The sequence below is a fragment of the Planosporangium flavigriseum genome, from assembly GCF_011947225.1.
In the GTDB taxonomy this organism is placed as follows: domain Bacteria; phylum Actinomycetota; class Actinomycetes; order Mycobacteriales; family Micromonosporaceae; genus Planosporangium; species Planosporangium flavigriseum.
Genome location: NZ_JAATVW010000024.1, coordinates 37,352 through 63,257, shown reverse-complemented (window position 1 = coordinate 63,257; position 25,906 = coordinate 37,352). Strand labels below are relative to the sequence as shown.

The 25,906-nt window shown below is 69.8% G+C and carries 27 protein-coding genes; 12 read left to right on the top strand and 15 right to left on the bottom strand.

Annotation, left to right across the window (positions count from 1 at the left end):
• Positions 1-227 (top strand): hypothetical protein (locus tag HC028_RS27170; RefSeq protein WP_205861664.1); only part of this gene is annotated, 227 nt, incomplete at its 5' end.
• A 252-nt stretch (positions 228-479) separates the two neighbouring features.
• On the opposite strand, the gene HC028_RS24185 is transcribed toward HC028_RS27170, so the two are convergent.
• The gene (locus HC028_RS24185; protein ID WP_239075681.1) at positions 480-983 is read right to left on the bottom strand and encodes an Lrp/AsnC family transcriptional regulator; all 504 of its coding nucleotides are present in this window, start codon (positions 981-983) and stop codon (positions 480-482) included.
• A gap of 126 nt (positions 984-1,109) precedes the next feature.
• Between HC028_RS24185 and pdhA the strand changes: the two genes are divergently transcribed.
• The 3 genes from pdhA to HC028_RS24170 are packed head-to-tail and all read left to right on the top strand — an operon-like array spanning position 1,110 to position 4,503.
• Positions 1,110-2,261 carry a pyruvate dehydrogenase (acetyl-transferring) E1 component subunit alpha gene (pdhA, locus tag HC028_RS24180; protein ID WP_168079706.1) on the top strand — a complete coding sequence of 384 codons (1,152 nt, stop codon included), beginning with the start codon at positions 1,110-1,112 and terminating at the stop codon, positions 2,259-2,261.
• The gene (locus HC028_RS24175; protein ID WP_168079714.1) at positions 2,261-3,265 is read left to right on the top strand and encodes an alpha-ketoacid dehydrogenase subunit beta; all 1,005 of its coding nucleotides are present in this window, start codon (positions 2,261-2,263) and stop codon (positions 3,263-3,265) included. Before pdhA ends, HC028_RS24175 begins: the two co-directional genes overlap by 1 nt.
• The gene (locus HC028_RS24170) at positions 3,250-4,503 is read left to right on the top strand and encodes a dihydrolipoamide acetyltransferase family protein (RefSeq protein WP_168079715.1); all 1,254 of its coding nucleotides are present in this window, start codon (positions 3,250-3,252) and stop codon (positions 4,501-4,503) included. The genes HC028_RS24175 and HC028_RS24170 overlap by 16 nt, the downstream gene beginning before the upstream one ends.
• A 186-nt stretch (positions 4,504-4,689) precedes the next feature.
• On the opposite strand, the gene HC028_RS24165 is transcribed toward HC028_RS24170, so the two are convergent.
• From HC028_RS24165 to HC028_RS24150, 4 genes are all read right to left on the bottom strand, one after another.
• The gene (locus HC028_RS24165) at positions 4,690-5,883 is read right to left on the bottom strand and encodes an LCP family protein (protein ID WP_168079705.1); all 1,194 of its coding nucleotides are present in this window, start codon (positions 5,881-5,883) and stop codon (positions 4,690-4,692) included.
• 205 nt (positions 5,884-6,088) lie between these two features.
• Positions 6,089-6,625 carry a DUF1697 domain-containing protein gene (locus tag HC028_RS24160; RefSeq protein ID WP_168079704.1) on the bottom strand — a complete coding sequence of 179 codons (537 nt, stop codon included), beginning with the start codon at positions 6,623-6,625 and terminating at the stop codon, positions 6,089-6,091.
• 22 nt (positions 6,626-6,647) lie between these two features.
• Positions 6,648-7,880, bottom strand: a complete 1,233-nt coding sequence (locus HC028_RS24155) for a YncE family protein (RefSeq protein ID WP_168079703.1) — start codon at positions 7,878-7,880, stop codon at positions 6,648-6,650.
• Entirely contained in the window at positions 7,880-8,695 is an 816-nt protein-coding gene (locus HC028_RS24150) for a polysaccharide deacetylase family protein (protein ID WP_168079702.1), read from the bottom strand. The genes HC028_RS24155 and HC028_RS24150 overlap by 1 nt, the downstream gene beginning before the upstream one ends.
• A gap of 196 nt (positions 8,696-8,891) precedes the next feature.
• Here HC028_RS24150 and HC028_RS24145 point away from each other — a divergent pair, with 196 nt between their 5' ends.
• Positions 8,892-9,242: an STAS domain-containing protein gene (locus HC028_RS24145; RefSeq protein WP_168079701.1), complete on the top strand. Its 351-nt coding sequence runs from the start codon at positions 8,892-8,894 to the stop codon at positions 9,240-9,242.
• On the opposite strand, the gene HC028_RS24140 is transcribed toward HC028_RS24145, so the two are convergent.
• Entirely contained in the window at positions 9,239-9,541 is a 303-nt protein-coding gene (locus HC028_RS24140; RefSeq protein WP_168079713.1) for a hypothetical protein, read from the bottom strand. The genes HC028_RS24145 and HC028_RS24140 overlap by 4 nt on opposite strands.
• 59 nt (positions 9,542-9,600) lie before the next feature.
• Positions 9,601-10,194: a TetR/AcrR family transcriptional regulator gene (locus HC028_RS24135; protein ID WP_168079700.1), complete on the bottom strand. Its 594-nt coding sequence runs from the start codon at positions 10,192-10,194 to the stop codon at positions 9,601-9,603.
• A 263-nt stretch (positions 10,195-10,457) separates the two neighbouring features.
• Between HC028_RS24135 and HC028_RS24130 the strand changes: the two genes are divergently transcribed.
• The 3 genes from HC028_RS24130 to HC028_RS24120 are packed head-to-tail and all read left to right on the top strand — an operon-like array spanning position 10,458 to position 13,710.
• On the top strand, positions 10,458-11,978 hold the full coding sequence (locus HC028_RS24130; RefSeq protein WP_168079699.1) for a flavin-containing monooxygenase: 1,521 nt from the start codon (positions 10,458-10,460) through the stop codon (positions 11,976-11,978).
• Positions 11,975-12,919 carry an SDR family oxidoreductase gene (locus HC028_RS24125; protein WP_168079698.1) on the top strand — a complete coding sequence of 315 codons (945 nt, stop codon included), beginning with the start codon at positions 11,975-11,977 and terminating at the stop codon, positions 12,917-12,919. The genes HC028_RS24130 and HC028_RS24125 overlap by 4 nt, the downstream gene beginning before the upstream one ends.
• A 2-nt stretch (positions 12,920-12,921) precedes the next feature.
• Complete coding sequence (locus HC028_RS24120; protein WP_239075680.1) at positions 12,922-13,710, top strand: alpha/beta fold hydrolase; 789 nt, start codon at positions 12,922-12,924, stop codon at positions 13,708-13,710.
• Between the two features lie 17 nt (positions 13,711-13,727).
• On the opposite strand, the gene HC028_RS27910 is transcribed toward HC028_RS24120, so the two are convergent.
• A complete protein-coding gene (locus HC028_RS27910; RefSeq protein WP_168079697.1) occupies positions 13,728-14,690 on the bottom strand; it encodes a serine hydrolase in 963 nt (320 codons plus the stop codon).
• A 66-nt stretch (positions 14,691-14,756) separates the two neighbouring features.
• Positions 14,757-16,274, bottom strand: a complete 1,518-nt coding sequence (locus tag HC028_RS28605) for an alpha/beta hydrolase (RefSeq protein WP_168079696.1) — start codon at positions 16,272-16,274, stop codon at positions 14,757-14,759.
• 248 nt (positions 16,275-16,522) lie between these two features.
• Here HC028_RS28605 and HC028_RS24105 point away from each other — a divergent pair, with 248 nt between their 5' ends.
• Positions 16,523-16,732, top strand: coding sequence for a hypothetical protein (locus HC028_RS24105; RefSeq protein ID WP_168079695.1), 210 nt, complete (start codon positions 16,523-16,525; stop codon positions 16,730-16,732).
• Between the two features lies 1 nt (position 16,733).
• On the opposite strand, the gene HC028_RS24100 is transcribed toward HC028_RS24105, so the two are convergent.
• Positions 16,734-17,138 carry a barstar family protein gene (locus tag HC028_RS24100; protein WP_168079694.1) on the bottom strand — a complete coding sequence of 135 codons (405 nt, stop codon included), beginning with the start codon at positions 17,136-17,138 and terminating at the stop codon, positions 16,734-16,736.
• Between the two features lie 182 nt (positions 17,139-17,320).
• On the opposite strand from HC028_RS24100, the gene HC028_RS24095 reads away from it, so the two are divergent.
• A complete protein-coding gene (locus tag HC028_RS24095; protein WP_168079693.1) occupies positions 17,321-17,722 on the top strand; it encodes a pyridoxamine 5'-phosphate oxidase family protein in 402 nt (133 codons plus the stop codon).
• Positions 17,723-17,812: 90 nt separating this feature from the next.
• Here the strand turns inward: HC028_RS24095 and HC028_RS24090 are convergent, their stop codons facing one another.
• A complete protein-coding gene (locus HC028_RS24090) occupies positions 17,813-18,718 on the bottom strand; it encodes a hypothetical protein (RefSeq protein ID WP_168079692.1) in 906 nt (301 codons plus the stop codon).
• Positions 18,719-19,405: 687 nt separating this feature from the next.
• On the opposite strand from HC028_RS24090, the gene pgi reads away from it, so the two are divergent.
• Complete coding sequence (pgi, locus tag HC028_RS24085; RefSeq protein WP_168079691.1) at positions 19,406-21,040, top strand: glucose-6-phosphate isomerase; 1,635 nt, start codon at positions 19,406-19,408, stop codon at positions 21,038-21,040.
• A 51-nt stretch (positions 21,041-21,091) separates the two neighbouring features.
• On the opposite strand, the gene HC028_RS24080 is transcribed toward pgi, so the two are convergent.
• From HC028_RS24080 to HC028_RS24070, 3 genes are all read right to left on the bottom strand, one after another.
• A complete protein-coding gene (locus HC028_RS24080; RefSeq protein ID WP_168079690.1) occupies positions 21,092-22,903 on the bottom strand; it encodes a bifunctional metallophosphatase/5'-nucleotidase in 1,812 nt (603 codons plus the stop codon).
• A 62-nt stretch (positions 22,904-22,965) separates the two neighbouring features.
• On the bottom strand, positions 22,966-23,736 hold the full coding sequence (gene atpB, locus HC028_RS24075; protein ID WP_168079689.1) for a F0F1 ATP synthase subunit A: 771 nt from the start codon (positions 23,734-23,736) through the stop codon (positions 22,966-22,968).
• 125 nt (positions 23,737-23,861) lie between these two features.
• Positions 23,862-24,518 carry a cyclase family protein gene (locus HC028_RS24070; RefSeq protein WP_239075679.1) on the bottom strand — a complete coding sequence of 219 codons (657 nt, stop codon included), beginning with the start codon at positions 24,516-24,518 and terminating at the stop codon, positions 23,862-23,864.
• Between the two features lie 75 nt (positions 24,519-24,593).
• Here HC028_RS24070 and HC028_RS24065 point away from each other — a divergent pair, with 75 nt between their 5' ends.
• Positions 24,594-25,118, top strand: coding sequence for a DUF2269 family protein (locus HC028_RS24065; RefSeq protein ID WP_168079687.1), 525 nt, complete (start codon positions 24,594-24,596; stop codon positions 25,116-25,118).
• Here HC028_RS24065 and HC028_RS24060 read toward each other — a convergent pair.
• Positions 25,081-25,896: an aminoglycoside adenylyltransferase domain-containing protein gene (locus tag HC028_RS24060; RefSeq protein WP_168079686.1), complete on the bottom strand. Its 816-nt coding sequence runs from the start codon at positions 25,894-25,896 to the stop codon at positions 25,081-25,083. The genes HC028_RS24065 and HC028_RS24060 overlap by 38 nt on opposite strands.
• Between the last annotated feature and the right edge of the window lie 10 nt (positions 25,897-25,906).

Below are 25,906 nucleotides of genomic sequence, written 5' to 3'. Positions count from 1 at the left end.
ACGCCGGCCGCTTGTGGTGCTGCTCATCGTGCTCCTATCTGTGCCTGTGCCTGTGCCTGGACCTCTGCCTGTGCCTGGACCTCTGCCTGTGCCTGGACCTCTGCCTGTGCCTGGACCTCTGCCTGTACCTGTGCATGGCTGGCCGGACCGTCCGGTGTCCCGGCGCCGTGGCTGCGGACGAGAAGGTGCTCACTTCCGGTGACTCCCGTCACGTGTCCTTGACGTGACCCATGCCATGATCAGATCGGCGTCCAACATGCCGGATGCAGACGTTTGTTGGTGATCAAGCTCACCTCAGGTTCCGGCGGGCAACCCCTCAAATGTCGCAGACATCGAACTGAGTCGTTGTCTCTATTTACTGTTAGCGCCCTTTACTTCATGGTGAAGAGGTCGGGCCCGGCGCGCCTATTCGCAGCTCACAGGTGATGCACAAGGAGGATCCGACGCATAGAAGGATCACCCCCTGCCTGTATCGATCTTCAGGTCCGCTGATCTGATGCCGCCCACGGCGTGTCGACGCCGTCGAACTCCTCGAAGACCAGCCAGGTCCGGGTCGACAGCACCCCCGGAATGGCCTGGACCCGGTTGAGTACCAGATCGCGCAGCGCCGCGTTGTCGGGCGCGCGGACCAGGGCGAGCACGTCGTGGTCCCCGCCCAACAGCGCGGCGTGCTGCACGTACCGGACCCGAGCCAGCCGCGCCGACACCTCCCGCCACGTGTTCTGTTCGATCGTGATGCTGACGTACGCGGAGGTCCCCAGTCCCGCCCGCTCGGGCGCGACCTCGGCCCGGAAGCCGGTGATCACGCCCTCCCGGAGCAGGCGCTCCACCCGCGCGTACGCGTTGGTGCGTGAGATGTGGATGCGCTCAGCCAGGGTGCGGATCGACGCGCGTCCGTCGCGGACGAGCGCGTCGAGGATCTGCCGGTCGACGGCGTCGAGCAGCCGGGCCGTTCGTCCCGCACCGGCGGGGAAGTCGGGCATTGAGCGGGGCTCTTGGTTCATGGCGAGCGCTCCTGCACGTCAAACGTCCCGGGTTTAGGGCGGTAGTTGAGGCAATCATCCGAAGACGTGAGCATAATCTCACCGCACGTCCCAGGAGGTCCTGCCGTGACGACCACACCCCAGGCGGTACGCAGGCAATCCCCACCGACCGCGCCGGCGTTTCCCCGGTCCGGGCCGGCCGCCCCGATGCTGCCCAGCCCCGAACCCGTCCGGCTGCTCGACGAGGCGGGAAACCGGCTGCCGAGCGACTATCCGGAGCCGCCCGCCGAGACCCTGCGGGAGCTGTACCGGCGGATGGTCGTCGGCCGGCGCTTCGACCTTCAGTCGACCGCCCTGACCAAACAGGGGCGGCTGGCCGTGTACCCGTCCGCGCGGGGACAGGAGGCGTGCCAGATCGCCGGCGTCATGGCGGTGCGGCCGACCGACTGGGTGTTCCCAACCTACCGGGAGTCGATGGCGCTCGTGGCCCGCGGGATCGACCCCGTCGAGGCGCTCACGCTGCTGCGCGGGGATTGGCACTGCGGGTACGACCCGGCGGCGCGCCGGACCGCCCCGCAGTGCACGCCGCTGGCGACCCAGACCGTCCACGCCGCCGGGCTGGCGTACGGCGAGGCGTACCAGGGGCGCGACACGGTCGCGCTGGTCTTCATCGGCGACGGCGCCACCAGCGAGGGGGACTTCCACGAGGGCGTGAACTTCGCCGCCGTCTTCCGTGCCCCGGTGGTGTTCTTCATCCAGAACAACCGGTACGCGATCAGCGTGCCGCTGTCGCGCCAGACCGCCGCGCCGTCGCTCGCGTACAAGGGCATCGGGTACGGCGTCGCCAGCGAACAGGTCGACGGCAACGACCCGGTCGCCGTGCTCGCGGTCCTGACGAGAGCGGTCGAGCAGGCCCGTGCCGGCAACGGTCCGTTCCTGGTCGAGGCGCACACGTACCGGGTGGAACCGCACACCAACGCCGACGACGCCAGTCGCTACCGGTCCATGGACGAGGTCGAGGCGTGGCTCGGGCGTGACCCGATCGCGCGGCTCGAGGCGTACCTGCGCGGCGCCGGTCGCCTCGACGACGACGCCGTCGAGGCGGTACGCACGGAGGCCGAGGCGTACGCCGACGACCTGCGTGCCCGGATGAGCGCAGAGCCGGTGGTCGACCCGCTGTCGCTCTTTGACCACGTGTACGCGACGCCGACGCCGCAGCTGCTGGAGCAGCGCGAGCAGGTACGCGCCGAACTGGCCGCCGAAGGGGGCGAGGCGTGATGGCCACCGTGACGATGGCGAAGGCGCTCAACGCGGCGCTGCGCGACGCCCTCGCCACCGACGAGCGGGTGGTCGTGTTCGGCGAGGACGTCGGCCGGCTCGGCGGCGTGTTCCGGATAACCGACGGCCTGCAGACAGAGTTCGGCGAGCAGCGCTGCTTCGACACGCCCCTGGCCGAGGCCGGCATCGTCGGCTTCGCGGTCGGGATGGCGATGTCGGGGCTGCGTCCGGTGGTCGAGATGCAGTTCGACGCGTTCGCCTACCCGGCCTTCGAACAGATCACCTCGCACGTCGCGAAGCTGCGCAACCGCACCCGCGGCGGGCTCTCCGCGCCGATCGTGATCCGGGTTCCGTACGCCGGGGGGATCGGCGGCGTCGAGCACCACTGTGACTCGAGCGAGGCGTACTACGTACACACCCCCGGCCTGAAGGTGGTCACGCCGGCGACGGTCGAGGACGCGTACGCGCTGCTGCGGGCGGCGATCGCCGACCCGGACCCGGTCGTCTTCCTGGAGCCCAAGAAGCTGTACTTCGCCAGCGCCGAGGCGGCGCTGCCGGTGACGGCGCCCGGCTTCGGCCGCGCGGTGGTGCGCCGGCCCGGCCGGGACGCCACACTCGTCACGTACGGCGCGTCGGTGCCGGTGGCGCTCGAAGCGGCCGAGGCGGGCCGGGACGAGGGCTGGGACCTCGAGGTGGTCGACCTGCGCACCCTCGTGCCGTTCGACGACGAGACTGTCACCGCGTCGGTGCGCCGTACCGGTCGCTGCGTGGTCGTCCAAGAGGCCTCCGGCTTCGCCGGAGTCGGCGCCGAGATCGCCGCGCGGGTCCAGGAGCGCTGCTTCCACTCGCTGCACGCCCCGGTACTGCGGGTGGCCGGTCTCGACATCCCGTACCCGCCGCCGAAGCTGGAGCATGTCCACCTGCCGGGCGTCGACCGGATCCTCGACGCGGTGGCCCGCCTGCAGTGGGACGACCAGCCCGACCCGAAGTGGGTGGCGGCGTGAACATCTTTACGTTGCCGGACCTGGGGGAGGGGCTCACCGAGGCGGAGATCGTCGAGTGGCGGGTGGCGGTCGGCGACACCGTCGAGGTCGACCAGGTCGTGGTCGAGGTCGAGACCGCCAAGGCGATCGTGGACGTGCCGTGCCCGTACGCCGGCCGGGTTGCGGCGTTGCACGGCGCGCCGGGGCAGCGGCGGCCGGTCGGCCAGCCACTGGTCACCATCGAGCCGTTGGCGGGCGAGCCGACCGAGCATGCCGCCTACCGCGAGGAGGAGCGGGCGGGCAGCGCCGGCGGTTCCGGGAACGTGCTCGTCGGGTACGGCACCGGGCACGGCGGCTCGGGCCGGCGGCGACGGCGGGTAGCTCCGAAGGCGGACGTGCGGACCGCGCCGGGCAGCGCGCCCCGCGTCATCTCCCCGCTGGTCCGGCGGATGGCCCGCGAGCACGGCATCGACGTCGCTACCCTGCACGGCAGCGGACCCGGCGGGATCGTCCGGCGCGCCGACATCGAGTCCGCGCTGGCCTCCGCCGGTACGGCACCGGCGGCCGACGAGGTCGTCACCCCGCTGACCGGCGTACGCCGGGCGGTCGCGGAGAAGCTGTCCCGCAGCCGCCGGGAGATCCCCGAGGTGACGATCTGGGTGGATGTCGACGCGACCGGACTGCTCGACACCAGGGCGGCGATCAACGGGGCCCGGCCGGACCGGCCGGTGAGCCTGCTGGCGCTGCTCGCCCGGATCTGCGTCAACGGGCTCCAGCGCTACCCGGAGCTCAACTCGCGGGTGGACACCGAGCGCGGTGCGATCGTCCGGTCCGGCCGCATCAACCTCGGCATCGCGGCCCAGACCGAGCGCGGCCTGGTCGTACCGGTCATCCCCGACGCGCAGCGGCTCACCACGTACGATCTCGCTGCCGCGCTCGCCGAGACCACCGCCCAGGCGCGGGCCGGTACGCTCCCGCCCGCCCGCCTGACCGGCGGCACCTTCACAGTCAACAACTACGGGGTGTTCGGCGTCGACGGCTCCACCCCGATCATCAACTACCCGGAGGCGGCGCTGCTGGGCATCGGTCGCATCGTCGACAAGCCGTGGGTGGTCGACGGGCAGTTGGCGGTACGGAAGGTCGTTCAGCTGAGTCTCACGTTCGACCACCGGGTCTGTGACGGTCGCACAGCCGGCGGGTTCCTGCGGCACATCGCGGACTGCGTCGAGCAGCCGGCCCTGCTCATCGCGAACGTGTGAGGGATGGACGTCGGCTCGTTCCCCGGGTTCGTCGAGGGGAGGCGCCTACCACCGGCCGGCACCGGTCGGTCGGCGAACTGCCGGACGTCCCGCCTGGACCTGATCGCGTCCCACGTCTCCATTCCCTCATCCTCACCCGGTCGGATGCCGCGTGCTCGCGGAGACGTCAGGCACGGCGGCAGGGCGTCAAGTCGCGGCCGGAGACGGGGTCGCCAAGGCGCTCGGGAGCGCGGACGTGGACGGGCTGCCGGTGCCGGACGGGCTGTCCGTACCGGACGCGGTGCCGGTGCCGGACGGGTTGACCGGCAGAGGCGGGGTGACGGTCCGGCGCGGAGCGACCGGCGGGGTTGGCCTGGCCGACCGGGACGGCGTGACCGGCCGGGGCTTGTTGGTCATCGGTTGCGGGCTGGCGGAGGAGGTCGCGAGCCACTGGGCCAGGGTGTCGCTGGCCATCGCCGCGTACAGCGCCTGCGCAGTGGCGGTGTCCGGCCGCACCACGCTCTGGTCGCCTTCCCAGTCGGTCCCCGCGCTCGGGCTGCTCAGGAACGTGATGTCGCCGCTGCGCAGGTGCCGCACCTTCAGGGCGACGTCGACCAGGTCGAAGCCCTGGTCGACGGTGACGGTCCGGGCTGCCGCGCGGAGGAAGCCGGTCAGCCGGCTGATGTCGGTGAGCGTGCCGCTAGCGGTCGCCTTGTCCAGGAGGGCCTGGAGAAACTGCTGCTGGTGCCGCTCGCGGGCGAAGTCACCATCGGCGAACTGGTAGCGCTGGCGGACGTAGTCCAGCGCCTCCGCCCCGGTGAAGTGCCGGCGGCCCTGCACGAAGGTGCGGTGCGGCGGGAAGATCGAGGTGATCGTCTGGTCCACGGTCAGGTCGACCCCGCCGAGGGCGTCGACGACCTGCTGGAAGCCGGCGAAGTCGATGACGACGACGTGGTCGATCCGGACCCCGGTGAAGGCTTCGACCGTATGTACGGCCAGCGAGGCGCCGCCCCGGGCGTACGCTGAGTTGATCTTCGCCATGGTGGCGCTGTGCCGGCCGTCCGCGGAGGCGGGAATGCGCACCCAGGTGTCGCGTGGGATCGAGATGGCGTACGCGTGGCGATGCCCGGCGTCGAGGTGGAGCAGCATCATCGTGTCGCTTCGCGAGGAAGCGGTGGCGCCGGGGTTACGGGAGTCGCTGCCCAGGAGGAGTACGTTCAGCGCGCTGGTGACCGTCTCGGTCGGGCGGGCGCTGCTGGGCACCTCGGCCAACGCGTTGGTGCGGGTGAGGTTGTGGTCGACCGAGCGGCCGAGCAGCCACGCCGCCGTGACGGCCCCCGCAGCGACGAGCACCAGCGCGGTCGCCACGCTGATCGCCACCCACCGCCATCGCCGTCCCATCGGCCCCCCTTGCTTTTGCCCGCCGGCCAATCGGCGCCGACGAATCAGATCGGCCAGGTGGGACCCCTCATGAGAGAGACTGTGGGTGATGTTCGCCCGGCCGGGCAGCAGGCCGGGCAGCAGGCCGGGCGAGCAAGGCCGGGCGAGCAAGGCCGGGCGAGCAAGGCCGCGGCAGAGCGGAACAAAGGCCAGCAGGACAGACCGACTAGTTCGTCATCTTGTGTAGGGCCTCGACCGTGTTCCAGTTGCGGGCCGTGGTGGTCAGGTCGGGACGGCCGCGCAGGAGTGGCCGCAGCACCAGGTCGGCGAGCCTGCTCTGGCCCGGGCTGACCCGGTACCGCAGGTAGACGGCCCGGTCGCCGATGCTGAACTCGCCGTCGGCGGTCTCGATGTCCACGTGCCCGGCGTCCGGCTGCGCGGACAGGAAGATCACGTGGAGCAGCTTCGGCTGCGCGACCGCTTCGGAGAACGGGTTGTCGGCCACGAGGGTGGCGAGTTCGGCGCCGGTGCGGACGAGCACGTCCGGGCTGATGCCCAGTTCGCGCAGCAGACCGTCGGAGATCCGCCGGCTCACCCGCTCCGGGTCGCCGTCGGAGGTGGTGATCACGGCGTTGCCGCTCTGGAGATAGGTCGACACGTCCATGTACCCGAGCGACTCGAGGACGCGTCGCAGGTCGGGCATGGCGAGCTTGCCGTGCCCGCCGACGTTGACCCCGCGCAGCAGGACCGCGTACTTCGCCATGGCCGAATCGTACGAGAAAAGATCACCGCAGGATGCCGGTGTGCCCCAGGGAGTAGCGCCCGGGCTGCGGCCACACGCAGAGTCCGTGCGGGCCGGCGCCGGTACGGATACGCGCGATCAGGTGGCCGTCGGTGGTGTCGATGGCGTACACCTCACTGTGGTATCGACCGGACAGCCACAGCACCTTGCCGTCAGGAGACAGCCCGCCCATGTCGGGGCTGCCGCCGCCGGGGATGTTCCACTTGGCGACGAGCTTGCCGGTGGCGAACTCCAGCAGCGAGACCGATCCCTCGCCGCGGTTGGAGATGTACATGTACTTGGAGTCCCGGCTGGGGTAGAGGCCGTGGGCGCCGGCGCCGGTCGGCAGGAGGGTCGGTGTCGTGAACTTGTCGCCGTCGAACACCCAGACGCCGTTCGCGTGCATGTCGGCCACGTACCACGTCCTGCCGTCCGGCGAGATCTTCACGTCCTGCGGCCCGGCGCCCTCGTGCGGCAGGTGGATCTTTCCGATGAGCTTGTGCGTCTCGGTGTCGATCTTCAGCAGGTCGCCGGAGAACTCGCAGCTGGCGATGAAGTAGCGCCCGTCGGGGGAGAAGTCCGCGTGGTTGACCCCTTCGCAGTCGACGTCCAGGCTGTCGTGGATCTGGAACGTCTTGGGGTCGGCGAAGTGGATCTTCCGCCGTAGCTCCGCCATGACCATCGCGTACTTTCCATCGGGCGTGAAGTACAGGTTGTACGGGTCGTCGACCGGAATCGTGGTGCCCACCTTGCCCGTGGTCGGATCGATCGGGGTGATCGAGTCGTACGGGGCGGTGTCGGTGTTGATCAATAAGGTGCTCAGGTCCCACGAGGGCACGACGTGCTGCGGACTGTGCGGCACGGGTACGGTCTCGATCACCTGGTAGGTCGTAGGGTCGATCACGGACAGGGTGTCGGACTCGTTGTTGGGCACGTACACCCGGTACAGGTGGTTCTTGACCTTGTCGGAGAGCGCGTTGGGGCGGATGGCGGCATACAGGTCATCGGGTTTCAGCGGCGGGGGCATGCCGGGCAGCATCGCGTTCGCGGCCGGGGCGGCCGGCGTGACGACGCCCGGCGCGTGATGTGTGGACGCGCTCGTTCTGGGGCGGTCGCGACCCTTCTCGGCGGCGGTGCAGCCGCTTGATACGAGCACGACCGTGGTGAGGAAGGTGACGCACGCCCGGCGCCGTCGCGGCTGCGGGGGTGGAGAGATCAGCGGCGGGGACGACTCCATCAACGCATCAGCTCCGTCATCGTGACCGCGCGCAGGCCGCGTTGGCGCAGCCGATCCAGTAGTTCCGGAATGGCGGCCACCGTCGCGGCGTGGCCGAAGTGCATGCTGACGATCGAGCCGTTGCCGGCCGCCTCGATGACGGCGCGGACCACCGCCGCCGGATCCGGATCGGTGAAGTCCAACGCGTCGACGTCGTAGGACAGGCAGACCGGGTACCCGACCCGCGCCGCCTCGGCCCGGATCGTGTCGTTGGCGTACTGGGTCGCGCTCGGGCGGAACCACCGGCCGATCGACCCGGTCAGCCCCTTGAGCACGGCGGCGCATCCGTCGATCTCCGCGTGGACGTCCGCCGCGCCGAGGTCCGCGATGGCCAGGTGGTGCTGGGTGTGGTTGCCCAGCTCATGGCCACCGTCGAGGATGCGCGCAGCCATCCTGGGATACGCGGACAGCCAGCTGCCGACCGCGAGTACGGTGACCCGGGCGCCGCCTCGTTCCAACTCGCCGAGGAGCGTGCGGGCCTGCGCCTCGGCGCCGTCGCCGTGGAAGGTGAGCGCGAGGGCGGGCGTGTCGGGCGGGCCGTGCGTCACGCCGTCATCCGGGGGGTGATCGTGGCCGGCGCTGTCGTGGCTGCCGCTCGCCTGCGGCCGGCTCGGCGGGCTCGCCGGGGGGTTGACCCACCGGGCTGCCGGCTCGTCCCTGCGGCGCCCCGCGATCGCCGTCGCGCCGGCAGCGGCCGTCGCCGCCAGCAGGAGCGCTCGCCGGCGGATTGGCCTGTCTGGACGGTCGAAGCCGGTGCCGGATCTGTCGCTCCACACGTCGGCGGGGTCTTCCCGCGCAGCGTCGCGGATAACGCGGGAATGTTTCAATGGCCGGCCAGCCGGCTCCGGGGACGCCGATTGCTGTTAGCGGACGGACATTAATTGATCACGAACTGCAGTACCCTTGGCCGTCACCCGTTCCTCCGAACGGGGCCTCGGCTTACCCCGCGCGGCCCTCTAAGGTGAAGCGTGGATGTCCGGCCTGCAACGGGAGAAGATCATGGCTGGTGTGATCACCCGCGCCGATCCTGTCCGGAGTACGACGACGATTGAGCTCCACGGCGAGTTCGACCTCGCGGCAGTCGACCACCTGCGGCACGCGCTCGTCGAGACGATCATGCGCGACCGCCCGGGCCACCTCACGGTGCACCTCAGTGCTGTCACGTTCATGGATTCCACCTGCGTCGGCACCCTGGTCGCCGCCTATCAGACGGCCGACGACGTGGGGGTCGGGTTCTCGGTGACGGGCGCCCAACCCTTCCTGACCCGTGTACTGGCGACCAGTGGCCTGCACCAGTTGTTCGCCGGGCACCACTCAGCCTAGTTGCGGGCGATCTTGACCACGACCTGGCTGTCGGTCAGTTTGTCCAGCGAGACGGCGAGACCGCCCACCTGGGTTGCCGGCTGACCGACGGTGAGCGACAGCTGCTCGCCGGCCACCTCGATCGTGACCTTGTCGCCGTCGGCGGCCAGCAGCTTGGCCTCGATGCCGAGGACCTTCGCGCTGGCGCCCACGCCCCGGTTGAAGGTGACCGTGCAGGCGTCCAAGCTGCAGTCCGTGCTGCCGCTGTCGGAGCTGCACCCGGTGAGGAGGGCGAGGCCGAGCAGGACGCCGGAGATCATCGTGGCAGCGCGGGTCGCGCGGGATCGGTTCAGCACGAGCGCAAGGGTACGGGGCTGGGTCAAGTCGTAGGCGGCGGCGGAGAGGTCAGGACGGCGGTCACAAGCTGGACGACGGTGTCGTTGAGGGAGCGCAGCGGTGCCGCCGGGCGGTGATTCCGGCCGTACGGATCGATGGCCTGCAGCAGCAGCTCGTTGAGTCCGCCGACGAGGGCGATGGCCAGCGCCTGCGACAGCGGCGGGATCTCCGGGTTCGCCGGGCGCGCCTCCTCGACGAGGGCGACGAGCGCCTCGGCGAACTGGCGCTGCTTCTCCTGCCGCAGCCGGTACGCGCGCGGCCCGGCTGCCTGCATCTCGACCAGGAGCGTCCGGTTGACCGCCGGCAGCGACTCCATCGTGGACAGGTAGGCCGTCACCGCCACGCGTACCCGTTCCCGCCACGGCTGGTCCGGGCTGCCGGCACCGCGCAGGACGGCCATGAGCTGGTCGCACGCGTCGGCGTACAGCGCCATCAGGCACTCCTCCTTGTCGGCGAAGTGCTGGTAGAAGGTGCGCTTGGAGACGCGGGCATGCGCCACGATGTCGGCGATCGTGCTTGCCGCGTAGCCCTTTTCCGACACGGTGGCGGCGAGGCCGTGGATGAGGTCCGTGCGCACCTGTGCGGCGGCTCGTGCTGTGCCTGCCAACGCCTTAGTCCACCCTGGTGATGTGTGGGAGAGTTGCCGATGAAGCTCCGTCACGGTGCTCTGGTACCGGATGGTACCGCGTTGGGGTAGGGCTCCGATGCAGGTCTTCCGTGTGACCCTACTCAGTGGTAACTTCCCGGTAATCGAGCGGTACTGATTGGTACCGATCGCCTTCGCGTGGATTCAGTGTTCGCGTCGATCAGTGTTCGCGTTGGTTCAGTGGGAGCGCAATCGTGACGTTCAGCGGCGAGCCGGCACACCACCGGGTGGCTGTCGTCGGCGCCGGATTCGGCGGCATTGCCACCGCGATCCGTCTGAAACAGCAGGGCTACCACGACGTCGTCGTGTTCGACCGGGGTGACGACGTCGGCGGCACGTGGCGTGACAACACTTATCCCGGCTGCGCCTGCGACGTGCCGTCGCACCTGTACTCGCTGTCGTTCGCGCCCAACCCCGACTGGTCGCGCAGCTTCTCCGGCCAGCCGGAGATCTGGGAGTACCTGCGCCGCTGTGTCGCCAGGTACGGTTTGCGTCCCCACCTCCGCCTGCGGCACGAGGTCACTGGCGCGGAGTGGGACGAGGGGACGGGGCGCTGGCTGATCGACACCTCGCACGGCCGCTACAGCGCGGACGTGCTCGTCGCCGCCGGCGGACCGCTCGCCGAGCCGTCCGTACCGGACCTGCCCGGGTTGGGGACGTTTGCCGGAGAGATCTTCCACTCCGCCCGGTGGAACCACGACCACGACCTGACCGGGCGGCGGGTCGCCGTGGTCGGCACCGGCGCGTCGGCGATCCAGTTCGTACCCGAGATCGCCCCGAAGGTCGGCCGGCTGCACCTGTTCCAGCGCACCCCACCGTGGGTCCTGCCGCGGGGCGACCGCGCCATCACCGAACTGGAGAAGCGACTGTTCCGCGTGTTGCCGCCGGCGCAGCGGGCGGTGCGCACCGGGATCTACCTGGCGCGGGAAGGGATCATGGGGACGGGCTTCCTGCACCCCGCCGTGATGCGCGTCGGGCAGCAGGTCGCCCTGCGCCACCTGCGCAAGGCCGTGGCCGATCCGGCGCTGCGCGCCAAGCTCACGCCCACGTACACGATGGGGTGCAAGCGCGTCCTGCTGTCCAACGACTACTACCCGGCGCTGTCGCGCGACAACGTCGACGTCGTCACCGACGGCATCACCGAGGTGCGGGCGAATGGGATCGTCACGCGGGACGGCACCCTGCACGAGGTCGACACCATCATCTTCGGAACCGGCTTCCACGTGACCGATCCGCCCATCGCCCAGTACATCCGTGGCCGGGACGGGCGCACCCTCGACGAGGTCTGGCAGGGCAGCATGCGGGCCTACCAGGGCATCTCGGTGACCGGCTTCCCGAACCTGTTCCTGCTGCTCGGGCCGAACACCGGCCTCGGGCACAACTCGGTCGTGTTCATGATCGAGTGCCAGCTCAACTACCTGCTGGGCGCCCTGCGCCACCTGGACCGCACCCGGCCGGGGCGCTACGGAACGTACGCCATCGAGCCGACGCCGTACGCGCAGGAGGCGTTCGTGGCCGAGGTCGACCGCAGGATGGCGGGCACCGTGTGGACCAGCGGCGGATGCTCCAGTTGGTACCTTGACGCCACCGGTCGCAACTCGACCCTGTGGCCCGGCTACACCTGGTCGTACTGGCGGCGTACGCGCCGGTTCGATCCCAGCGCCTTCCGGGGCGTGCCGATCCGGCAGCCACAGACCGTAGGGGAGGACCGGTGACATCACAGTCGCTCGCAGGTAAGACCGTCCTGGTCACGGGCGCCGCGCGCGGGATCGGTGAGCACACCGCCCGCGTCGCGGCGGCCCGCGGCGCCCGGGTCGCGCTCGTCGGCCTGGAGCCCGAGCGCCTCGCGGCCGTGGCGCGGGACTTGAACGCCGGGGCGCGGGACTTGAACGCCGGGGCCGGCGCGAGCGCCGACGCTGGTGACCGGCATGTCTGGTACGAGTGCGACGTCACCGATCAGGCCAGCCTGGAGCAAGCGGTGCGCGGCACGGTCGAGGCGTTGGGCGGCATCGACGCCGTGGTCGCCAACGCGGGCGTCGCCAACCGGGGCACGATCGCGGTCGGTGACATCGAGGCGTTCGTCCGGACCGTCGACGTGAACCTGATCGGGGTCATGCGCACGGTCGGGGCCACCGTTGAACATGTCATCGCCAGCCGGGGGTACTTCCTGCTCGTGTCCTCGGCCGCGGCCTTCACCGTACTGCCCGGCATGGCCGCGTACTGCGCCTCCAAGGCGGGGGTGGAGCAGTTCGGCAACGCCATCCGGCTCGAGCTCGCCCACCGGGGCGTGGCCGTCGGCACCGCCCACCCGGTCTGGATCGACACCGACATGGTGCGCGACGCCAAGGATGACCTTCCCGAGTTCGGCGACACGCTGCGCAAGCTGCCCTGGCCGCTCAACACGTACACCTCGGTCGAGGCCTGCGCGACCGCCTTCGTCGACGGCATCGAACGGCGCCGCCGCCGCATCTACGTCCCCCGGGCCATCGCCGCCATCCAGGCGCTCCGGACCATCACCACGGGCCCCATCGCGGACGCGATCGTGGGCCGGGCGGCGCGCCGCTCGGTGCCGCTGATGGAGGAACAGGTACGCAAGCTGGGCCGCGCGTTCGGCGCGCACACCGCAACGTCGGCAACCACCCGTGAGAGGAGCTGAGCGTGGAGCTTGACCTGGTGTACGAGCGGCGCGGAGCGGGGGATCCGCTGGTCCTGCTGCACGGCATCGGCCATCACTGGCGGGCGTGGCTGCCGGTCATCGACCGGTTGGCGGCCAACCATGACGTGATCGCCGTCGACCTGCCCGGGTTCGGCCAGTCGCCGATGCCGGTGGCCGACCTTCCCCGCGAGATGCCCCATCTCGTCGCCGACATCGCCGGGTTCTTCAAGAGCATCGGCGTGGAGCGGCCGCACGTGGCCGGAAACAGCCTCGGCGGCGCGATCGCCCTCGAACTGGCCGCCGGCGGCCACGTCGCGTCGGCCACCGCGCTGTCCCCGGCGGGCTTCTGCACCCCCAGCCAGCTTCGGTGGGCGGTCAACGTGCTGCGGGCCCACCGGGTCGCCGCCTACCTGCCCGAGCCGGTGATGCGGCGGATGCTCGCCGTGGAGTCGTTGCGGGCGATGTCGTTCGGCATGCTCATGGCCCGCCCCCGACGGATCACCGCCGAGGCGGCCCTCGCCGACTCGCGCGCGCTGCGCAACGCCAAGGCGTTCGAGGCGGTGGCCCGGTCCGGCCTGCGGTACCGGTTCCGGGGCACCCCGGCCGCACCGGTCACGGTCGCCTGGGGTACCCGTGACCGCATCCTGCCCTACCGGCAGGCGGCGCTGGCGCGACAGCTGCTGCCCGAGGCGCGCCACGTCGACCTGCCCGGCTGCGGACACGTGCCGATGCACGACGACCCGGAACTCGTCGCCTCGGTCATCCTCGCCACGACCGGCGTCAAAGTCTGAACGTCACAGGCTGAGCGTCACAGCCCGGTGCTCGGGTCCGGCACGGTCACCGGCGCCGGGGTCGGCGCGCCGAACACCGTCGCCACGGCGTCGCTGACCGCGTGCACCCCGGCGTCGATCGTGCCGCTGCCCGGTGGCAGGTGGTACATGACGGCGACGATGTACCGGGCGTTGGGCCCGGCGAAGCCGACGGCGCTGGTGCACCAGTGCTTGCCGCCCGGGTCCGACTCGATCGACCAGCCGTCCTTGGTGCCGGGCTGCAGGGCGGCACCCGCCGCCCACACGCCCCACTGCTGGATCTGGCCGACGTGGCGCATCGCGCCGACGATGTAGTCGCGGTCGGCCGGGTCGAGCTTGTCCAGCACGTACGACATCAGCCGCCGCAGGTCCTCCGCCGAGGCCTTCATGAAGCCCCAGTACCGCGGGGAGCCGGGCACGAAGGTCAGGCCCGTCATTCCGTACACCTGCGTGAAGCGCCGCACCATGGCGTCCTTGCCGTAGCGCTTCCACAGCGCGTCGGCGGCATCGTTGTCCGAGACGCTGAACATGGCCGCGATCTGTTGCCGGGCCTGGGCATCGACGGTCACCTCGCCGGTACGGCCCCGCTCCAGCACGCTGGTCGCGATCGCGAGTTTGATGGTGGAACTGGTCCACATGACATGCTCCGGCGTGCCGGTTCGCCACACCGCGCCGGTCTGCCGGTCGACGACGACCAGCCCCAGGTAGCCGGGCTTGGTTTTGACAAGAGCGGCGGCGGCGTCGAAGCGGCGCTGCTGCGCGCACCCCCACGGCCCGCAGTCGGCGTCCGGGCTGGGCGGGGACGCCGCCGCCGGGCCGCTCGCCGACGGTGCCCCGCTCACGGCGGGCGTCGCGCCCGTCGAGGGCGACGTCGGGGTGGCCCACCGCGCCTGGCCACCGCCGCAGCCGGTGAGCAGGGCGACCAGGCCGAGAGCCGTGATGGACACGCGTCGCTTCCGCACCTCGGCGAGACTACCGGGCGGCGACGGGCCCGGATGCCAGCGGTCCTGGTGGCGGCCTATCGCGGCTCAGCGGAGCCCGAGGTCGCCTGACAACTCGGGCAGGACCCGGCCGAACGCGTAGCTGGCGAACTGCCAGTTGTGACCGGCCACCCCGGTGAACTCATGCACGATCAGGCCCCTTCTCGACGCAGCCGCCGCGAGCCTCCTCGACACCCTGAGCTTGCCGACATCCTCGACCCCGGCGGCGAACCAGCCGGTGACGCCTTCGTAGCGGCGTGTCCGCAGCAGCCGGAGCGGGTCGTGATCTTCCATCGCGCCCCATGACCCGCCGAACAGCGCCACCCGGGTCTGGGCCCGGTTGCCGAGGTTGGGGCAGATGTCCCCGGCGAGATCGACGAAGTGCCTGAACGTGTTCGGGTGCCGTAAGGCGAGATCGACAGCACAGGTTCCGCCCGCGGAGAACCCGGCGACCGCCCAGCGGCTGGCGACGTGCGGTATCCGCAGGGCCGCCGTCACGAACGCCGGTACGTCCACGGTCAGGTAGGTCTCGGCGTTGCCCTGCGGACCGTCCACGCACTCGGTGTCCGCGGTGGCCGAGCCGTTCGGGTCGACGAAGACCAGGATCGGCGCCCGGCCGTGGTGGGCGGCGGCGTACGCGTCCGCGGTCGCGGTCGCCTTCCCGGAGGTGGGCCACTGCATGGTGCCGCCCGGTGTGCCGGGCAGCATGACGATCACCGGTAGCTCCGTGCGGGCCGGCGTGAAGTACGCGGGAGGCAGATAGGCGCTGCCGGGACGGTGCGCGAAGTGGGAGCTGACCGCCGGCGGGTCCAGCGCCACGAGGATGCCCCTGGCCGGCGGGAGCATGCCGGGTGGCGGGTTCGGCATCCGGTCGTCGCGCACCCCGCTGTCGAGCGCCTTGCCGCCGCTGAGCGTCCTACCGTTGAGTGCCTTGCCGTTGAGGGTGTGGGCGTTGAGGGCGTGGGTGTTGAGCACCTGGGTGTTGAGCACCTGGGCGTTGACCGCCTCGGTGCGCCCGAGCAGGTCGCCGGCGGTCGGCCACACGCCGTACTCGTTGTTCATCAGCAGCAGCGCCCCGCTGAGGGTCAGCGGCACCGCCGTGCCCGCCGCCCATCGCCGGAGCGCGCCGGCCCGCGTGACGACGACGGGTAGGCTGATCAGCGCGGCCAGCGCCATCCCGACCCACAGCGCGAAGCTGGCCGGGTAGGCGTCCGTCACCGTGCCGGTCAGCCGCAGGAGGGCCGCGACGATCGCGGTCACCGCCGTCGACAGCGCCACGACCGCCGGCAGTAGGACGGTGAGCCAGCGCCGCTGCCGGGACATCCACGAGCCGACCAGAGCGAGCGCCGCCAGCGCCTCGACGGTCACCGCGAGGACCGGATCCAGCAGCGGTATCCGGTCGAAGCGACCGGTGCCGGCCGCGTACAGCGTCCCGGCCAGCACTGCCGTTGCCGACGCGGCCGTGCCGGCGCGCCACAGGGTCGCGGCCCGCGCCCGGCCCGTCTGGGATGGCGCCGTGGCCCGCGGGTCGACCGCGACGTGCGACGGGTTCGGTGGGATGGTCACCGGTTTCATGGTCGCGCCAGCCGGCGCCGCGTGCCCGTCGACGCCGGCGGTGGTGCGCCATCTGAGCAATTCGGTGGTGATCCGCGCCACGGAACCGCTCAGTTACGAGATCATCGCGCTGAGTGTGGGAGCGTGCGGGCTATGGTCGAGCCAAACCCCTCGATCTGGGCGTATCGCGCCGCGTGCGACCCGGACGTACCCCCTCCGCGACCGGTCCGCCGACCGTCGCCCTGCCCCTGCCTGGAGCTATGAATCCCCCGAAGAACCACCGGTGTGGTAAGCACGTCGCCATCGCCAACTCGGCGTCGCCGATCCCGGTCTGGGTCGCCTGCCCGGTACACCGCAGCGGCGACCAGATGATTCGCGAACGGTTCGACACGATTATCCGGCTGGAGTTCTACGGCGAAGAGATCCTGCAGCTGGGGTGGATCGTCGAGTACGGGATGCTCGACCAGTAGATCATTCCTGCGGAGCCGCCGCCGCGATTCGCTGTCGCAGCGCGGGCTCGTCAGCCGGCCCGGCGCGCAGGAGCACCTCCAGCCGGCCCGGGGCCCGTCGGGCCACCCCATCCAGGGCCGCCAGTAGCGTGGTCAGCTCAGCAGCCGGCTCGTCGGCGAGTAGCTGGACCGCGTCGTCGACGCCGAGGGTCAGTGGCGCGCGGTCGGCCACCTCGCTCAGGCAGTCGACCAGGGCGTCCCAGTTGTGCCCGAAGTACTCGGGGAAACGCAGCGCCGAGGCGAACTCGGTGAACAGGTCCGCGCGGGTGCGGCAGGCCGATCCCGCTACGTACGTGGCCCCGGCGGGTGGTTCGCCCGAGGTCACCCGCAACCACGGCTGTCGTTCGTGCTCGGGTGCTGTCGGCATCGCAGTCGAGATCCCTGTCAGGAGGAGCCGGGCGGGATCGTGTCCCGCCCGGCTCGGTGTCCGGTCGCGGAGGTCAGAGCCGGTAGACATCGGTGTAGTGGTTCGGTGAGTACCAGGTGGCCCCGGAGCGCCGGTCGGCGAAGTGGTGGCGGCGACGATGTCGCAGCGGGGAAGATACAGCGATGGGCCACGCTCTCGACCTGTCGGACGAGCGGGTGCGGGAGTTCTGGCGGGAACGCCACCTGTGCACCCTGACGACGCTGCGCGCGGATGGAACCCCGCACGTCGTTCCGGTCGGCGTCACGCTCGATCCCGGCACCGGTACCGCCCGGGTCATCACGTCAAGAAGTTCGCTGAAGGCCAGACATGTCACGGCCGCCGGCCCGACCGGCGCCCCGGTCGCGGTGTGCCAGGTGGACGGGCGCCGGTGGGCGACCCTGGAGGGTCGCGCGGTGGTCAGCCAGGATCCGGCGGCCGTCGCGGACGCCGAGCGGCGTTACACCGAGCGGTACCGGACGCCCCGGCCCAACCCTGAACGGGTCGTCATCGAAATCGCGATCACGCGGATCCTCGGTAGCGTGTGACCCCGGTCAGGTGCGGCGGTCGCGAGCGCCGCACGCCGCACCTCCGCACGCCGCACCTCCGCATGCCGCACCTCCGCATGCCGCACCTCCTCACGCCAGGATGGCGTCCACGATCTGCTCCGCACGCTGCTGGTGCTTGGCGTACGCGTCCGGGAAGGCCGACACCTGGACCCGCTGCGCCGCGACGGTGACGTCAAGCTGCTCCCAGCCGGGAAGCTTGGCCAGCACGGCGTAGAACCGGCGGGCGGATTCCTTCGGGTCCATCAGGTCGTCGACGCCGCCCCAGTTCGGCCGCTGCTGGAACAGGCCGATCGAGTCGTGGTCGTACCCGACGCCCTGGTTCGGGTGGTCCATCGACCCCGCTACGCCCGGGTTGGCGAGGACCTGCAGGTTGCTCTCCTGCAGGGCGGTGGAGATCGCCACCACGTAGGCGCGGCGTGGCAGGTTCATCTCCTTGCCCGCCTCGACGATGGCGATGGCGTTGTCCATTTGTGAGTTGTTGAGCCCGGCGACCGGCGCGGGCTTCGCAGGCTTCGCGGGCGCCTGCTGCTGGTGCTGCTCCGCCGGCGCGGAGTTTTGCTCGGGCGCCGTGCGGGTATGACTACGCGAGGCCGCGTTGTCGGTACGTGAGCGGTCTGCCGCGGTGGCGAGCTGCGGATTGCTGGCAGCGGCAGTCGGTGGCCGGTCCTCAGGGGCGGCGCTCGCCGGAGACGCGATGGACCAGGTCGTGAAACCGATCCCGGCGATCGCGATGCTCGCGGCCACTTGCGTCAGGAACGGATTGACCCGTGGTTTGCCCGGCAGGACCGGCTTGAACTTCGGTGCCCTGGCGAACTCGATGCTCGCGGTCACCTCGTCCGCGATGTTTGTGGCAATGTCCGTCAGCAGCGGATCGAGCTTTGATTTCCGTGCGAGGGCGATGTTCTCGACTGCCCCGTTGAGGAATGGGCCGATCAGGGATTCCGTGGTGTGGCGTCCGCGCCGGTAACGTCGCATGTAGCTGGACGCTCTGCCAAGTTCCTGATCGTTTTCACTATTACGTTGCTGATCATTTTCGGCGTTGCGTGGCACTCGGCGAGCTTAGTTACGTCCGGGTGTCGATTGGCGAATGGAAGTGCGCGATGCCACACGGTTTATCCCACACAGTGGGCAGCTGACTACCGTGCGTAATTAACTGTGTCCGATTCATGCACTATTCTCCGCAATAGAGTGATTGTTTATTTATGTGCCTTCCGGTGTCTTAGGGTCAGTTCTGGGCGCCCTGGCTGATCGCTGCCCTCCTGGCTTGCGCTCGCCGTATCGGGTGAGGGGTGGCTGTGTCGGGCGAGAGCCCTCGAATCGGTCAGCTGAGCTGGTGGGCGGCTTGGTAGAAGGTCATGATCGTGAAGGGCGTAGGTGTCGGGAGTTCCGCTGATGATCCGGTCGCTGGCGCGTCTGATGTGGGCAGTCAATTCTGATCTGGATTTATTTTCAGATCATCATTGGATGGGATCGGATAGGCGTTTATCTGATCAATTCGGTGATTCTTTTTGCCGGTTCGCCGACGTGTCCGTGGAGATTTGAGTGAAGCGCCGCCGTTAGCGGATGTACGCCGCCAAGCGGAGGCGGGCCACCCTCGCGGTGTCCCCCGTGCCCGCCAGGTAATTTGAGGCGGTAAGCCACGCTCGAGCCGGAGGCTGCCTGATGAGTACAGACCCCAGCACCACCGCCGAATGGCAGGCGCTGCAGGCGCACGCGGACAAGGTCCGCGACACTCACCTGCGCGACCTGTTCGCCGCCGACCCGCAGCGTGGTGAGCGGCTCACCGGCCAGGTGGCCGACCTGCACGTGGACTACAGCAAGAACCGGGTGACCGACGAGACGCTGTCGCTGCTGATCGCCCTGGCGGAGCGGGTCGGCCTGCGCCGGCAGATCGAGGCGATGTTCGCCGGCGAGCACATCAACACCAGCGAGGACCGGGCGGTGCTGCACACCGCGCTGCGGGTACCGCGCGATTTCCAGCTGACCGTCGACGGCCAGAACGTGGTGGCCGACGTCCACGAGGTCCTTGACCGGATGGCGGCCTTCGCCGAGCGGGTCCGGTCGGGGGAGTGGCGGGGGCACACCGGCAAGCCCATCAGGACGGTCGTGAACATCGGCATCGGCGGCTCCGACCTGGGCCCGGTGATGGCGTACGAGGCGCTGAAGGCCTACCGGGACACCGACATCACCTGCCGGTTCGTGTCCAACATCGACCCCACCGACCTGTACGACAAGACGCACGACCTGGACCCCGAGACGACGCTGTTCGTCGTGGTCTCCAAAACGTTCTCCACGCTCGAAACGCTGACCAACGCCAAGGAGGCCCGTCGCTGGCTGCTGGAGAAGCTCGGCGCCGACGAGTCGGCTGTGGCGAAGCACTTCGTCGCGGTCAGCACCAGCGAGCAGCGGGTACGTGACTTCGGCATCGACCCGGCCAACATGTTCGGCTTCTGGGACTGGGTCGGCGGGCGGTACTCGTACGATTCCGCGGTCGGACTGTCGCTCATGCTCGCGATCGGGCCGGAGCGCTTCCGGGAGATGCTCGACGGGTTCCACGCCGTCGACGAGCACTTCCGGGCTACCCCGATCGAGCGGAACTTGCCGGCGCTCATGGGCCTGCTCAACGTCTGGTACAACAACTTCCTCGGCGCGCAGACCCACGCCGTCCTGCCGTACTCGCAGTACCTGCACCGCTTCCCGGCGTACCTGCAGCAGCTCACGATGGAGAGCCTCGGTAAGTCGGTGCGCGCCGACGGTACGCCGGTCACGTACCAGACGGGTGAGATCTTCTGGGGTGAGCCGGGCACCAACGGGCAGCACGCCTTCTACCAGCTGCTGCACCAGGGCACGAAGCTGGTCCCAGCCGACTTCATCGGGTTCAGCGAGCCCAACCACGACATCGACGCCATGCACGACCTGTTCATGTCGAACTTCTTCGCCCAGACGGCGGCGCTGGCGTTCGGCAAGACCAAGGAAGAGATCGAGGCGGAGGGTACGCCCGCCGAGGTAGTGCCGCACAAGGTGATGCCGGGCAACCGCCCGACCACCTCGATCCTCGCGCCCAAGCTCACCCCGGCGACGCTGGGCCAGCTCGTCGCGCTGTACGAGCACATCACCTTCACCGAGGGGATGATCTGGGGGATCGACCCGTTCGACCAGTGGGGCGTCGAGTTGGGCAAGGTGATGGCCAACCAGTTGGCGCCGCTGTTGACCGGGGAGAAGCCGCTCGACGCGGCCCCCGACCCGTCGACCAGGCGACTGATCGAGCTGTACCGGTCCCAGCGGGGCAGGGCATAACGACGACGACGGGGCGGGCCGATCGGCCCGCCCCGTCGTGGTTTTTCCCGGTCAGAAGACCGGGGTGCCCTCGCGGACCAGCTTCCAGTTCGGCACGTAGAAGTCGGCCGGGTTGATCACGCCCTTGGCCTGCGCCCAGTCGATGAGTAGCTGACGGATCTCCTGCTGCTTGTTGTACACCTGGGTCTTCACGATGCCGGGGAAGTTGCCGCCGCCGCTGCGCCGGTAGTTGTTCACCGCGACGACGAACTGGTCGGTGTCTTCGACCGGGGCTCCGGCGCGCTCCAACCGCACGATCCGCGAGCCGACGGGCTTGCTGATGTCGATGTCGTACTCGACACCCGACAGCACGTCGTAGTTGTAGTCGGGCACGCTCGGGTCGCTGATCGTCGCCGGGTCGACCGGCGCGCCGGGAGCGTGCGTGCGGAAGTACTTCGCCGAGTACTCCAGGTACGTCTTCACCTCGGCGCCACTGAGCACGACGGCCTCCAGGGTGTTGTCGAAGACGTACAGGCCGGCCACGTCGCGGATGCGCACGTCACCGGCGGGGAAGACCGCGCTACGGCTGAACGGCGCGGCGATCGACAGCACCGGCAGGCTCGCGTACTGGGTGCCGGCCATCGCGGCGCCCACGATCTCGGTCTGCACCGTGCTGATGAAGTCGAGGATCGGGGTGTCCCTGTACCGAGACTCCGCCACCGACAGCTCGACGCTCGACTTGGCGACGATGTTGTTGACGTAGGCGACCGTCTTGGCGTGCTGGGCGCGCACCGCCGCCAGTACCTCGGGGTCTTCGACGACGGTGTTGGTGTTCAGCATGGTCGCGCGCTTGCTGGTGATCTTCCACCGGCCGCGCTCGCGGTTGAGCGTGAAGTCCATCCGGGTCAGCCGCTGGCCCCACTTCGACGGCTCCGACATCAGCACCTGCTCGCCGGTCTTGGCGTTGGTGACGAACTTCTCGACCACCTCGTTGTGGGCGTGGCCGAACAGGATCGCGTCGATGCCCGGCACCTGCTCGGCGATCATCGTGCACGGGTTCTCGTTGGGCAGTTCCGGGCCGTAGCTGGAGGTGCCGCTGTCGCCGCCGTGCGCGGAGACCAGGACGATGTCGGCGCCGCGCTCGCGCATGATCGGCACCCACTTCGCGGCGGTCGCGACCATGTCCTCGAGGCGCAGCTTGCCCTCGACGTTGCCCCTGTCCCAGATCGCCACGCCGGGGTTCGTCAGGCCGAGGATGCCCACCCGTAGCGTCGGCGCGTCCTCGCCGAGTTCGACCTTCTTGATGATGTACGGCAGAAATGCCGGCTTGCCGTCCTTCGCGTTGACCGCGTTGGCGGCGAGCGCCGGGAACCCGAGCTGTCGGATCCACCTGGCCAGCAGCGGCAGCCCGTAGTTGAACTCGTGGTTGCCCAGGGTCACCGCGTCGTACTCGATGACGTTCATCGCGCGCGCCATCGGGTGCTTCTCGCCGGTCGAGGTGATCGGCTCCTGCTTGGCGTAGTACGTCGCCAGCGGCGTGCCCTGGATCGTGTCACCGGCGTCGAGCACGATGGTGGCCTTGCCGCGCCGCTCGGCACGGATCTGGTTGACCAGCGTCGCCAGCTTCGCCACACCGACGTCGTTGTGCTCGCTGTCGTCGTACTCGGCGTCCTTGTAGTAGTCCCAGTTGTAGACGTTGCCGTGTAGGTCGGAGGTGCCGAGCAGGGTCAGGTCGTACATCTTGGGCTTCTTCTCGGGTTCTGATGGCCGGTGCGCGCTCGCCGGAGCGGCGGCGATCAGCGGGGCGGCCGTGGCCGCCGCCGCAGTCGCGAGGAGTTGGCGCCGCGAGGGTCCGACGTTAGCTGATCCGGGGGGAGGAGTCATTACGTGCCTTCCGTAACGGTTGATCGCGCTTCGTGGGCGCCGACCGCACGATAGTGGTCGATTTACGACGTGGTCAGCAGCACGAAGACGTACGCCTGCAGCAGCGCGACACCGGCCTCGAACACCGTGAGCCCGATCGCCAGCGCCCACGAAACCAGGGATACCGGTCGCAGCAAAAGGGTCTGTGCGCCGAGGAGCGCGAAGCCGCCCATGGTGAACACCAGCAGGATCAGGTGGCCGGCGAACATGTTGGCAAAGAGCCGCACGGCGAGGGTCAGCGGCCGGGTGATGAAGGTCTGCATGAACTCGAGCGGGATCATCAGGCCGTACATCGCCGGCGGCACGCCCGGCAGGATCAGGTTGCGTTTGAGGTACGGCCCGAGGCCCAACTTGCGGATGCCGACGCAGTGGAACATCACGTACGAGATGAGCGCGAGAAACGCCGGGAACGCGATGTGGGAGTTGGGCGAGATCTGCGCCAGCGGGATGATGCTGAGGATGTTGGTCACCGCGATGAAACAGAAGAGGGTCGTCAGGTACGGGGCGAACCGCACGCCCTCGGCCCCGATCACCTCGCGCGCCAGGCCGTTCCGGATGAAGCTGTAGATCGACTCGGCGATCCACTGGGTGCGGGTGGGCACGATGGCCGGGCGGCGGTACGCGACGAGAAAGAACACGATGGTCGCGGCGATCCCGATCCACAGCAGTACGGTGATCCTGGAGATCCAGGGCGTCCCGCCGAGTCCGGGCGGGAAGAACTCGTGGACGGTCGGCGGAAAGTGGTCGTCAGTGGGCCGGTCTTGAGCGAGCCAGTCCTGGGCGAGTCGGGTCACGACGTTGGCCCCTTCGCGATTCTTCTGGTCCTTGCACTCCCTGTATGAATTGATTCTCTTGGTTGGATCGTACGACACCCATGATCGTGAAGCCGCCGTACCGGCCGGGGCTACCCGCGGCGCCGTCAGGCGTCGTAGGTGGCCACGGCGCGTACCGGGAACGACGCCATCCCACGTACCGGAGCCGGCAACGCGGTCAGTCGAGCGCCGTCTGCGGGCACGCGGTCCAGGTTGGTGAGGTGCTCGATGATCGGGATGTCGGCTCCGAGTAGCCCGTGGTGCGCCGGGCGGTTCGGGTCCGCGGGGTCGTCGATGTTGAGCGAGTCGATGCCGACCAGCGCCACGTTGGCGTTGACGAGCGCCTCGACCGCGTCGGCAGTCAGGTGCGGGCAGTCGGTCTCGAGGTACCGTGAGGTTCCCCAGTGGCGGGCCCAACCGGTGTACACGAGGACCGCCTTGCCCCACAGCGCACCGGGATCGCCGAGGTGGGCGGCCGTGACCTCCGGCTCGCCGAACGCGTCGACGATCGCCACCGGTACGTTGACCAGCCGTTCGAGCGGCACCTGCGCGACGTCGGCGCGGTCGGCGTGGAAGTGGTACGGCGAATCGAGGTAGGTGCCGGTGTTGCCGACCAGCGCCGCCGACCCGATCTCGAACGACACTCCGGTGCCCAGCCGGGCGGCCGACTGCTCGCGTGAGGTCACCACCGTCACCCGGGGCGGCGCGATCCCGGGGTAGGTGGTCATGCCGGAGACGATCTCGTGTGACAGGTCGACGATCATTGCCGGAGCGTAACCCGCGTGGAGCGACGGCGTCGGGCGGGCGCATGAGGGTTGCGTGAGCATTAGAGTTGAACCGTGTACACGTTCCTGGTGACGCTGCACGTGCTCACCGCGGTACTGCTCATCGGACCGTTCGCGCTGGCGCCTTTTCTCGGCAACCGAGCCATCCGGCGCCACGACGCGGACGACACCCGCGACGCGGCCCGGATTCTGGCCCGCTTCGCGATCGGCTCGCTCATCGTGGCGGCGCTCGGCATCGGCGCGCTCTCCTTGTCGCGCGAGTACTCGTTCCGTACGCCCTGGGTGATCATTTCGCTCACCCTGTACGTGATCGCGATGGGCGTCGCCACCGGGTACACGTTGCCGGCGATCCGCCAGGCTGCCGGTGTGATCGGGAAGGGCGTGCTGGAGCGGCCCGCGGCGGCCGCTGAAGGCGACGGCGAGGCGCCGCCGCCCACGCTCGCGGCGACCGCCACCGACCTGGCGACCAAGGAGCGACTGGACAACCTCGCAGGTCGGGTCGCGGCCTCCGGCAGCCTGGTGTTCCTGTTGATCGTGGTGATCACGGTCCTGATGGTGACCCGGCCGTTCGGTCGCTGAGCTCCTGGTCGCGCAGCCGCTCCAGGACGTACTCGAGAAACGCGGTCACCTCCGCCGCGGACAGTGCCTGGCTGGCAGACTGCCGGGCGGGCCGGCCGGCGGCGTGGCTGGCGAGCGCCGCGTCGATCAGGGGACCGAACTCCGGCGCGGCATTGCGGGTCCACCTGCCGGCGGCCGGCTTCGCGTACCAGCGCCGCTCCACGCCGAACCGCAGCGCCCGGCAGCCGTTGAGGACGGAGTTGTCACCATGCTCGCCGATCGCGTCCCCGTGGGCCCGCACGGACTCGATCACCACCGGTAGGAGCACGTCGAACCGGGCGGGAGTCAGCAGGCTCCGCGGCGACGCGCCGTCCAACGCGAGGTCGCTCTGGTAAGTGATCGAGCGGTCGATGGGGTACCAGAAGCTCGGCCCCTCCGCCGGATCGAGGCTGACCTTCGCCGGCAACTCCCGCCCGGTGTTGAAGTCGAGCGCGTACCCCGCCTCGACACCACCGTCCATCACCGTCTGCTTCCGGTAGACCACCAACTCCAGCCCGGTCGCGGGGCACGGCAGCTCCTCGTGGGCCAGCCGCGCCGCGACGGTCCGCAGCGCCGACGCCGTTGTCTGCTCCGCCACCACGGCGATGAGGTCGAGGTCGCTCCGACCGGGCACGTACCCGGCGAGCGCCAGCGAGCCGGTGGGGTAGACGGCGATCAGCGCGTCGCCCAGCACGGCGCGCAACCGGTGTACGACCGAGGTGAGGTATGCGGCTTCAGCCGACGGTATTGGAATCGTCACCCGTTCACGA

What these genes read in the sequence shown, in the direction of transcription:
- HC028_RS24185 (WP_239075681.1), bottom strand. Translation starts at nt 983, where the DNA reads ATGCCCGACTTCCCCGCCGGTGCGGGACGAACGGCCCGGCTGCTCGAC.
- HC028_RS24175 (WP_168079714.1), top strand. Translation starts at nt 2,261, where the DNA reads ATGGCCACCGTGACGATGGCGAAGGCGCTCAACGCGGCGCTGCGCGAC.
- HC028_RS24165 (WP_168079705.1), bottom strand. Translation starts at nt 5,883, where the DNA reads ATGGGACGGCGATGGCGGTGGGTGGCGATCAGCGTGGCGACCGCGCTG.
- HC028_RS24160 (WP_168079704.1), bottom strand. Translation starts at nt 6,625, where the DNA reads ATGGCGAAGTACGCGGTCCTGCTGCGCGGGGTCAACGTCGGCGGGCAC.
- HC028_RS24155 (WP_168079703.1), bottom strand. Translation starts at nt 7,880, where the DNA reads ATGGAGTCGTCCCCGCCGCTGATCTCTCCACCCCCGCAGCCGCGACGG.
- HC028_RS24145 (WP_168079701.1), top strand. Translation starts at nt 8,892, where the DNA reads ATGTCCGGCCTGCAACGGGAGAAGATCATGGCTGGTGTGATCACCCGC.
- HC028_RS24140 (WP_168079713.1), bottom strand. Translation starts at nt 9,541, where the DNA reads ATGATCTCCGGCGTCCTGCTCGGCCTCGCCCTCCTCACCGGGTGCAGC.
- HC028_RS24105 (WP_168079695.1), top strand. Translation starts at nt 16,523, where the DNA reads ATGAATCCCCCGAAGAACCACCGGTGTGGTAAGCACGTCGCCATCGCC.
- HC028_RS24100 (WP_168079694.1), bottom strand. Translation starts at nt 17,138, where the DNA reads ATGCCGACAGCACCCGAGCACGAACGACAGCCGTGGTTGCGGGTGACC.
- HC028_RS24095 (WP_168079693.1), top strand. Translation starts at nt 17,321, where the DNA reads ATGGGCCACGCTCTCGACCTGTCGGACGAGCGGGTGCGGGAGTTCTGG.
- HC028_RS24090 (WP_168079692.1), bottom strand. Translation starts at nt 18,718, where the DNA reads ATGCGACGTTACCGGCGCGGACGCCACACCACGGAATCCCTGATCGGC.
- pgi (WP_168079691.1), top strand. Translation starts at nt 19,406, where the DNA reads ATGAGTACAGACCCCAGCACCACCGCCGAATGGCAGGCGCTGCAGGCG.
- HC028_RS24080 (WP_168079690.1), bottom strand. Translation starts at nt 22,903, where the DNA reads ATGACTCCTCCCCCCGGATCAGCTAACGTCGGACCCTCGCGGCGCCAA.
- HC028_RS24070 (WP_239075679.1), bottom strand. Translation starts at nt 24,518, where the DNA reads ATGATCGTCGACCTGTCACACGAGATCGTCTCCGGCATGACCACCTAC.